The following is an 8,639-nucleotide window of genomic DNA, read 5'->3' as shown; positions in this document are numbered from 1 at the left end:
CCCCTGAAAAGCGGGGCTGCGCCCCTGCTTTTCGTCTTTCAGGGGCGCGGGGAACTGCGCGCTCAGCCACAGACGACCCGCACCCGGCGATGTGGCCTCAGCGGGCCCGCAAATGGTGGCGCTTGCGCCAGGCCACCATCGCGCCGGCCAGCGCCGGAAGCGCGATGAAGGCCATCGCGATCAGGAACGCGGGCGAGGTCGGAGCGGACGCACGGGCCCCCGCCACCGCGTACGCCGCGGTGTTCGGGATCGAACCCAGCGCCGTCGCGAGCAGGAAGGGGAACCAGCCCATCCGCGACACGGACGCGCAGTAGTTCGCGGCCCAGAACGGCACCCCGGGGAACAGCCGCGCGGCCATCATCGAGCGGAAGCCGTGCCGGCTGAGCTGCCCGTCCGCCGCTTTCAGCCAGCGACCGCGCAGCAGGGGCCGCAGCGCGTCCTGCCCGAGCATCCGGCCGAGTCCGAAGGCGATCCCGGCCCCCAGGACCGTACCGGCGAGCGCGGCCCCCAGCCCCAGCTGCGAGCCGAAGAGGGCACCCGCTCCGAGGTTGAGGATCGGCCGGGGCACGAACGCCACCGTGCACAGCCCGTACGCGACCGCGAAGACCAGGGCCGCCGCGGCGCCGGTCAGCTGGGGCGGCCAGCCGTCGGCGAGCAGTCTCTGTGGCTCGAACAGCAGCACCGTCCCGGCGGCCGACAGCAGCAGCGCGACCAGCAGGGAGAGCCGGGCCCACGGCGAGAACAGGGCTCTCGTGACGCGGGCGGCCAGGCCTGTCGGCGCGGCGGTGAACTCGACGGGGACGAGTTCTGTTGCGGGAAGCGGGGGACTGACCGTGGCGGTGCCCCCAGAGCGGGTGGTGGCATCGAGCATCCGGTGACACTAACCGACCCATGTGTGTGTTCGCCGTATGGTTCGTCTCATGGGCGTCACAGCTTCCGGAACGTCGGACGGCCGTTCGGGGCCGTCGCACAGCGTTCTCGCGGACACCTTGCTGGCACGGCTGACCGTCTCCTACCCCGCCGCGGCCGATCCGGAACGGGCCGTGACGGCACGCGCGTACATGAAGGACATCGCCCCTTTCCTCGGTCTGACCACGCCTGATCGCCGCGCGCTCTCCCGGACGGTGCTGCGGGGAACGCCTGTGCCGGACGAGGCCGACTGCACGGCGGTGGCGCTGCGCTGCTGGCGGCTGCCGGAGCGCGAGTACCAGTACTTCGCCGTCGACTATCTGCGCCGGCATGTGAGGCGTCTCTCGTCCGGATTCCTGCCCGTGGCCCGTCATCTCGTCTCCACGGTCCCTTGGTGGGACACCGTCGACCTGCTCGCCGCCCACGTGGTCGGCGGCCTCGTCGCGGCCGATCCGAAGCTGCGGGCGGACATGGACGAGTGGATCGAGGACGACGACCTGTGGGTCGCCCGTACCGCTCTTCTCCACCAGCTCCGCCACAAGGACGCCACCGACGGCGAACGCCTCTTCGCGTACTGCGTCCGCCGGTCCGGACATCCCGACTTCTTCATCCGCAAGGCGATCGGCTGGAGCCTGCGCGAGTACGCCAGGACGGATCCGGACGCCGTACGGGACTTCGTGGCCCGTGAGCGGGACCGGCTCTCGCCGCTGTCCGTGCGCGAGGCGCTCAGGAGCATCGGCCCCTGAGACCGGCCGTGGGTGGCGGACGGCGGGCCCCGGGGCACGAAAAACCATTCGACGCGATCCGCCCCGTCGGCGATGATCGCCTCATGTTCCGGTACGCCTTCCCTCACGCAGCATCCGCGGTCGCGGATGCTCCGAAGGCTGCCGTCCCGAACACCGTGGCCACAGCAGCAGGCACCCGAAGCTGACCCTTCCCGGATCGTCCGGCGGACCCCGCAGGGGGAGGGTCGGCAGGACCTGGGGGTCCCCGTCCCGGCCGTATCGACGCCGGGACCACCGCTCAGCTCTGCTGACACCGAAGAGGCTTCGAGGCTCTGCCATGCCCAAGACGGCTTACGTGCGCACCAAACCGCATCTGAACATCGGCACCATGGGTCATGTCGACCACGGCAAGACCACCCTGACCGCCGCCATCACCAAGGTCCTCGCCGAGCGCGGCTCCGGCACCTACGTACCGTTCGACCGGATCGACCGGGCGCCGGAGGAGGCCGCGCGCGGCATCACCATCAACATCGCGCACGTCGAGTACGAGACCGACACCCGCCACTACGCGCACGTCGACATGCCGGGCCACGCCGACTACGTCAAGAACATGGTCACGGGCGCCGCCCAGCTCGACGGGGCGATCCTCGTGGTCTCCGCGCTCGACGGGATCATGCCCCAGACCGCCGAACACGTGCTGCTCGCCCGGCAGGTGGGCGTCGACCACATCGTCGTCGCCCTGAACAAGGCGGACGCGGGCGACGAGGAGCTGACCGACCTCGTGGAGCTGGAGGTCCGCGAGCTGCTGACCTCGCACGGCTACGGGGGCGACTCCGTACCGGTCGTACGGGTCTCCGGACTCCGGGCGCTGGAGGGCGACCCCCGGTGGACCGAGGCGATCGGCGCGCTGCTGGACGCCGTGGACACGTACGTCCCCCTGCCCGAGCGGTATGTGGACGCGCCGTTCCTGTTGCCGGTGGAGAACGTGCTCACCATCACCGGCCGCGGCACGGTCGTCACGGGGGCCGTCGAGCGCGGCACGATCCGGGTGGGCGACCGCGTCGAAGTGCTCGGTGCCGCCGTGGACACGGTGGTCACGGGTCTGGAGACGTTCGGCAAGCCCATGGAAGAGGCGCAGGCCGGTGACAGCGTGGCGCTGCTGCTGCGCGGCGTCCCCCGCGACGCCGTGCGCCGCGGACACATCGTCGCGGCGCCCGGCAGCGTCGTCCCCAGCCGTCGCTTCTCCGCGCAGGTGTACGTCCTGTCGGCGGGCGAGGGCGGGCGGACGACGCCGGTGGCCACCGGCTACCGGCCGCAGTTCTACATCCGCACCGCGGACGTCGTCGGCGACGTCGACCTCGGGGGGAGCGCGGTCGCGCGGCCCGGCGACACCGTCACCATGACGGTCGAGCTGGGGCGTGACGTGCCGCTGGAGCCGGGCCTGGGCTTCGCGATCCGTGAGGGCGGCCGCACGGTCGGCGCCGGCACGGTGACCGCCGTCGGCTGAACCGTCGGCGCCCGCCGGGCAGGCGCCCGCCTTCCGTACGGACCCTTCCGTGCGGAAGGCGGGCGGGCACCCGCGCGGCACCGGCACAATGGGTGCGTGGACGAGCCGATACCCGTGACCAGGACCGTGGATCACGGGACCGCCAAGCTGATGCCGGACATCGACCGCGAGCGGGCCTGGCTGCTGACGGTCGACGGGGCGCCCCAGTCGTACGTCGACCTCGACGAGCCGACCTACCTGGAGTTCGAGTACGCGCGACGCCTCGGGCACGTCCTCGACACGGTCGCGGAGCCGGGGCTCCCGCTGGACGCGCTGCACCTCGGCGGCGGCGCGCTCACCCTGCCCCGCTATCTCGCCGCGACCCGGCCGGGGTCCCGGCAGGACGTGGTGGAGGCCGACAGGAAGCTCCTTGACCTCGTCGTCGAGCAGCTGCCCGTCCCCGGGGACGCGGGCATCGCGCTGCACGGCGCCGACGCCCGCGCCTGGCTCGAAAACGCCCCCGCCGCCTCGGCCGACGTCCTGGTCGCCGACGTCTTCGGCGGTTCCCGGGTACCGGCGCACCTGACCTCGGTGGCGTACGCGCGGGAGACGGCACGTGTGCTGCGGGGCGACGGCGTGTACCTCGCCAACCTCGCCGACGCCTCGCCCTTCGCCTTCCTGCGCTCCCAGCTCGCCACGTTCTCCACCGTGTTCGAGGAGCTGGCGCTGATCGCCGAGCCGGGGGTGCTGCGCGGGCGCCGCTTCGGGAACGCGGTGCTCGTCGCCTCGCACCGGCCGCTCGACACCGCCACCCTCATGCGCCGCACGGCCTCCGACGCCTTTCCGGCGCGCGTCGAACACGGGGACACGCTGCGGGTCTTCATCGGGGACGCGAAGCCCGTACGGGACGAGGACGCGGTGCCGTCGCCGGAGCCGCCGTCCGGGGCGTTCAGCATCGGCTGACCGGCGCGACCGGTCCAGCGGCGGACGGGGCTCAGTTCTCGGAGTGCGCCGGGCTCGTCCGCTCGCTCTTCGCCGGGATCCCCTGCGTCACTTCCTTCGTGCGCCGCGTCAGATTGCGTACGTCGGGCACGAACAGCACCGCCGCCGTCACCACGACGACCAGGACCGCACAGCCCCACAGGGCCGCCGGACGTCCGAAGACGGACTCGGCCGGGCCCGCCAGGGCGGTGGCGAGCGGGACCATGGCGATCGAGCCGAACCAGTCGTACGCCGAGACGCGGGAGAGCTTGTCCTCCGGGATCTCCTGGTGCAGCGCGGTCATCCAGGAGACGCCGAACACCTCGATGGCGACGCCGGTCACGAACATCACCGCGCACAGGGCGCCGACCGGGAACGGCACGGCGAGCGCGGCGGACGGCAGGGCGAGCGGGAACACGCAGAGCGTGCCCGCGAGGAGGAGCCTGCGGGGTTTCCAGCGCATCATCAGCAGCGCGCCCCCGACCGTGCCCCCGCCGAACGCGGCGAGGGCCAGGCCCCACGGACCGGCGCCGCCGAGACTGTCCCGGGCGACCAGGGGGCCGTACACCGCCTCGGCGGCGCCCACGACGGCGACCACGACCGAGAACTGCGCGACGATCGCCCACAGCCAGGGCCGTCCCACGACCTCCCGCCAGCCGTCGCGCAGATCGGTGAGCAGCCCGGTGCCCGGCACCCGGGGCGGTATGTGGCCGACGTCGAGGAAGGCGCGCAGGGCGCCCGCGACCGCGAAGGCCAGCGCGTCCACGGCGAGCACCCAGCCCGGCCCGACCAGCGCGACCATGACACCGCCGAGCGCGGCGCCGCCGAGACCGGCCCCGTGCATCGCGAGGCGGAACACGGCGAAGGCGCGGTTGGCCTGCGCGCCGCTGACGGAGGAGAGCAGCATGCCCTCGGCGGCCGGGGCGAAGAACGCCTGGCCGGTGCCGCCGAGCGCGGTGAGCAGCATCATCTGCCAGAGCTGCGGCTCACCGGCGAGCACGAGGGCCGCGAAGGCCGCCTGGGAGAGGCAGTTGAGGGTGTTGGCCGCGACCATCACGCGGTGCCGCGGCAGACGGTCCGCGACCGCGCCGCCGATCAGCAGGAAGAGGACGAGGGGCAGCGTGCGGGCCGCCGCCACCAGGCCCACGTCGCCGCCGTCGCCGCCCTCGTCCAGGACGGCGAACGCCGCCGCGATCAACGCACCCTGGCTGCCCAGGTTCGTCACGACCGCGGCGGCGGTCAGCAGGGTGTAGTTGCGCCCCGCCCAGGAGGGGCGGCGCAGTCCGGTGGGGGAGTCGGCGGCGGGCTTCACCTGGCGACTATCTCCGCCGACGGGCCGACTTGCCAAACTGATTGTCGGCCTGTTCCGTGCCGCCTCCCGCTCGGTTCCGCTTCGCCCCGTCGTGCACTCGGGCAGACGGGGCGAATGGTTCCTGCTGCGGTTCCGGCCGATCCGCCGCGGCTCAGCCGTCGGTCGGGGCGTCCTTGGTGAGACGCACCGTGCTCAGGATCTTCTGGACGGTCGCGTCGGGGATCTCGTCGTCGACACCCTGGGCGCCGAACAGGTTCCAGGTGACGTAGTCGCCCGCGCTGTTCTTGAACGCGAAGGTGATGGCCTTGCCCTCGCTGTCACACTTCCCGTTCTGGGGCGTGTTGCTGGAGTGCGCGTTGGCGACGCTGCCCTTGAGACCCGACTTCGTCGTGTAGTCCTTCGCCTTGTCCCACTTCACGCTCTTCTTGTCGGGCTGCGTGTAGCCACCGAAGATCCACCACGGGACGCGGGTCTCGGCCGCCTCGGCCGCGTCCTTGGCGCCGTTCTCGCCACGCGTTCCGGCGGTGACCAGCGCCGTGTTCTCCTCGCGGCCGTCCTTGTCGCTGTCGCTGGTGCACCACTTGGACTTGAGGTAGGCGGGGGCGGTGACCGTGGTGCGGTCGGTCTTGCCCTTCTCCTCCCACTCGAAGCCGACGCTCGTGTCGGTGCTCTCGATCTCCCACTCGGCGGGCACGTCGAACATCGTGCCGAAGCGCGGGTTGATGACGACCTTCCAGCCCGCCACCGTCGGCTTCTCGGCGTCCGTGCCGCGCGGGTTGTCCTCCTCGGCGGACGCCGACCCGCTCGGGTCCTTCGGCGCGCTCGGCGACGGCTGCTTCGCCTTGCCGTCCTTGTCGCCGGCCTCGTCGTCCTTGTCGCCGCCCAGGACCAGCACGCCCGTGACACCGGCCGCGACGACGACCGCCGCGGCGGCCACGATCGCGACGATCTTCGTCCTGTTCCTGCCGCCGCCCTCGGGGGGCTGCGGCGCACCGGGCGCGGTCCAGCCGGGCTGCCCCGGCTGCGTGTACGGGTTCTGCGGCTGGGGTCCGGTCTGGTACCCGGGCTGCTGATATCCGGGCTGCTGATACGGATTCGGCTGCTGGTACCCCGGCTGCTGGTACGGGTTCTGGTTCTGGTCCTGCGGGTTCTGCTCGCCCCCGGGCGGCTGATTTCCTGGCCACATGGCCAGTAACCCTAATGCCGCACGGGACACAGTTGGGTCACTGGCCCTCATCAGGCACGTACCGGATCACCCCCGAGGGCGGGCGCCGTGTGTTCGAGATCCCGTCCAGGAGACTGTTCAAGATTCGCTACTCGTGGGTAACGTGCGGCCATGAGCGCAGATCAGATGTCTATCGGCGAGATGCTCGCCGCCACCGTGCCGATGGTCCGGACCCTGAAACTGGAATACCTCGAAACCACTCCGGACAAGGCCGTACTCGCACTGCCCGACCAGAGCGAGTACCACAACCACGTGGGCGGGCCCCATGCCGGAGCGATGTTCACCCTGGGGGAGTCGGCGAGCGGGGCGGTCGTACTGGCCGCGTTCGGGGACCAGCTCGCGCGGGCCGTGCCGCTGCCCGTGACCGCCGAGATCGCGTTCAAGAAGCTGGCCAGGGGCCCGGTCACGGCCACCGCCACCCTGGGGCGGCCCGCCGCCGACGTCGTCGCCGAACTCGACGCCGGCCTGCGCCCGGAGTTCCCGGTCGCCGTCGCCATCCGGCGCGAGGACGGCGCCGTCACCGGCGAGATGACCGTCGTCTGGACGCTGCGCCCCAACGGCTGAGGACGTTTCCCTGAGGGGTTTTTGATGGTTCGGTGACGATTGCTTGAGGGGTGCGGCGTCGTGAGAATGACTGCAAAGCGTCGCCGCGACCCCCAACGGTTCGCCGCGACCTCCGCAAGGACCACCCCGAAAGGACGACGATGTCCAGCACCCTTTCAGGACCCCGCGCCTGGCTGTCCGTGGACGACTGCGACCTCGACGGATTCCGTGAACTGGTCGAGCGGGGCACCGACCCGGCCGACTACCCGTACGCCGCCGCCGTCGAGCGGAACGTCCTGCTGTACGAGAGCGAGAGCCTGCGCGCCGAGGTACGGACGCCCGAAGGCCGCCGGAACGTCCAGGCGGAACTGGTCCGGGCGCTCGCCGAAGGGCCCGGCATCGCCGTGTTCAAGGGCGCCTTCCCCGACCGCGGGATCCTCGACCGGGCGACCGGGGTCTTCGACGCCCTGATCGCCGAACAGCGCGCCTCCGGGGCCGTCGCGGGCGACCACTTCGCGAAGCCGGGCGCGAACGACAGGGTCTGGAACGCGTTGGAGAAGGCTGCCCTGCTGGATCCGGAGGCGTTCGTCGACTACTACGCCAACGACATCCTCGCCCTGGTCTCCCTGGCCTGGCTCGGTCCCGCCTACCAGGTCACCTCACAGGTCAACGTCGTGAACCCGGGTGGGGCCGCGCAGACCGTGCACCGCGACTACCACCTGGGCTTCCTGAGCAACGAGGCCGCCGCCCGGTACCCGGCACACGTGCACCGGCTCTCGCCGGTGCTGACGCTGCAAGGGGCGGTCGCCCACTGCGACATGCCCGTCGAGTCCGGCCCGACCATGTATCTGCCGCACTCGCAGAAGTACGAGGCCGGCTATCTGGCCTGGCGGCTGCCGGAGTTCCACGAGTACTTCGAGGCGCACCACGTGCAACTGCCGCTTGCCGCGGGGGACGCGGTGTTCTTCAACCCCGCGCTGTTCCATGCCGCCGGACACAACACGTCCGCGGACATCCGGCGGATGGCCAATCTGCTGCAGGTGTCCTCCGCGTTCGGGCGGGCGATGGAGAGCGTCGACCGGGAGGCCGTGTCGAACGCGGTGTACCCGGTGCTGCTCGCTCGGGCCGCGGCGGGGGCCGGGCGGGAGTGGCTGGACGCGGTGGTGGCGTCCAGTGCCGAGGGCTATGCCTTTCCGACCAACCTGGACTCCGACCCCCCGGTCGGCGGGCTGGCACCGGCGTCCCAGGCGGACCTTGTCCGTCTCGCGCTGAGTGAGGGGTGGGAGGCGGGTCGGTTGCGGGAGGCTCTGCGTGAGGGAGTAGCGCGCCGCGCCAGCTGAGGGGGGTGGGGTGTCTGGGCGAGGCCCTTCGGGTGCGGGTGCGCTGTGGCCGGCCGCGCAGTTCCCCGCGCCCCTAAAAACAAAGACAAAGACTGCGCAGTTCCCCGCGCCCCTGGGT

8 protein-coding genes are annotated in these 8,639 nt (G+C 71.8%); 5 read left to right on the top strand and 3 right to left on the bottom strand.

Features of this window, described 5'->3' with window-relative positions:
* Positions 1-97 precede the first annotated feature (97 nt).
* Positions 98-871 carry a TVP38/TMEM64 family protein gene (locus ACFVH5_RS42545; RefSeq protein WP_384816426.1) on the bottom strand — a complete coding sequence of 258 codons (774 nt, stop codon included), beginning with the start codon at positions 869-871 and terminating at the stop codon, positions 98-100.
* A gap of 49 nt (positions 872-920) precedes the next feature.
* On the opposite strand from ACFVH5_RS42545, the gene ACFVH5_RS42540 reads away from it, so the two are divergent.
* The 3 genes from ACFVH5_RS42540 (at position 921) to ACFVH5_RS42530 (ending at position 4,083) form a co-directional block, all read left to right on the top strand.
* Complete coding sequence (locus ACFVH5_RS42540; protein ID WP_385839048.1) at positions 921-1,655, top strand: DNA alkylation repair protein; 735 nt, start codon at positions 921-923, stop codon at positions 1,653-1,655.
* Positions 1,656-1,971: 316 nt separating this feature from the next.
* The gene (tuf, locus tag ACFVH5_RS42535; RefSeq protein WP_384816432.1) at positions 1,972-3,141 is read left to right on the top strand and encodes an elongation factor Tu; all 1,170 of its coding nucleotides are present in this window, start codon (positions 1,972-1,974) and stop codon (positions 3,139-3,141) included.
* A 96-nt stretch (positions 3,142-3,237) separates the two neighbouring features.
* Entirely contained in the window at positions 3,238-4,083 is an 846-nt protein-coding gene (locus tag ACFVH5_RS42530; RefSeq protein WP_385839046.1) for a spermidine synthase, read from the top strand.
* A gap of 31 nt (positions 4,084-4,114) precedes the next feature.
* Here the strand turns inward: ACFVH5_RS42530 and ACFVH5_RS42525 are convergent, their stop codons facing one another.
* Together ACFVH5_RS42525 and ACFVH5_RS42520 are read right to left on the bottom strand one after the other, a co-directional pair.
* The gene (locus ACFVH5_RS42525; RefSeq protein WP_385839045.1) at positions 4,115-5,413 is read right to left on the bottom strand and encodes an MFS transporter; all 1,299 of its coding nucleotides are present in this window, start codon (positions 5,411-5,413) and stop codon (positions 4,115-4,117) included.
* A 151-nt stretch (positions 5,414-5,564) separates the two neighbouring features.
* Positions 5,565-6,599: a hypothetical protein gene (locus ACFVH5_RS42520; RefSeq protein WP_384816441.1), complete on the bottom strand. Its 1,035-nt coding sequence runs from the start codon at positions 6,597-6,599 to the stop codon at positions 5,565-5,567.
* Between the two features lie 165 nt (positions 6,600-6,764).
* On the opposite strand from ACFVH5_RS42520, the gene ACFVH5_RS42515 reads away from it, so the two are divergent.
* Positions 6,765-7,202, top strand: coding sequence for a DUF4442 domain-containing protein (locus ACFVH5_RS42515; RefSeq protein ID WP_385839049.1), 438 nt, complete (start codon positions 6,765-6,767; stop codon positions 7,200-7,202).
* Positions 7,203-7,342: 140 nt separating this feature from the next.
* Positions 7,343-8,521, top strand: coding sequence for a phytanoyl-CoA dioxygenase family protein (locus ACFVH5_RS42510; protein WP_385839043.1), 1,179 nt, complete (start codon positions 7,343-7,345; stop codon positions 8,519-8,521).
* The last annotated feature ends 118 nt before the right edge of the window (positions 8,522-8,639 follow it).

It is taken from the genome of Streptomyces sp. NPDC127119, assembly GCF_042677425.1.
Lineage (GTDB): Bacteria > Actinomycetota > Actinomycetes > Streptomycetales > Streptomycetaceae > Streptomyces.
Note: the sequence above shows the minus strand (reverse complement) of the source record. Positions and strands in the feature narration are given on the sequence as shown.

Bases quoted from the DNA above. Each gene is read 5' to 3' on its own strand.
- ACFVH5_RS42520 (WP_384816441.1), bottom strand. From the start codon at position 6,599: ATGTGGCCAGGAAATCAGCCGCCCGGGGGCGAGCAGAACCCGCAGGAC.
- ACFVH5_RS42545 (WP_384816426.1), bottom strand. From the start codon at position 871: ATGCTCGATGCCACCACCCGCTCTGGGGGCACCGCCACGGTCAGTCCC.
- ACFVH5_RS42515 (WP_385839049.1), top strand. From the start codon at position 6,765: ATGTCTATCGGCGAGATGCTCGCCGCCACCGTGCCGATGGTCCGGACC.
- tuf (WP_384816432.1), top strand. From the start codon at position 1,972: ATGCCCAAGACGGCTTACGTGCGCACCAAACCGCATCTGAACATCGGC.
- ACFVH5_RS42510 (WP_385839043.1), top strand. From the start codon at position 7,343: ATGTCCAGCACCCTTTCAGGACCCCGCGCCTGGCTGTCCGTGGACGAC.
- ACFVH5_RS42540 (WP_385839048.1), top strand. From the start codon at position 921: ATGGGCGTCACAGCTTCCGGAACGTCGGACGGCCGTTCGGGGCCGTCG.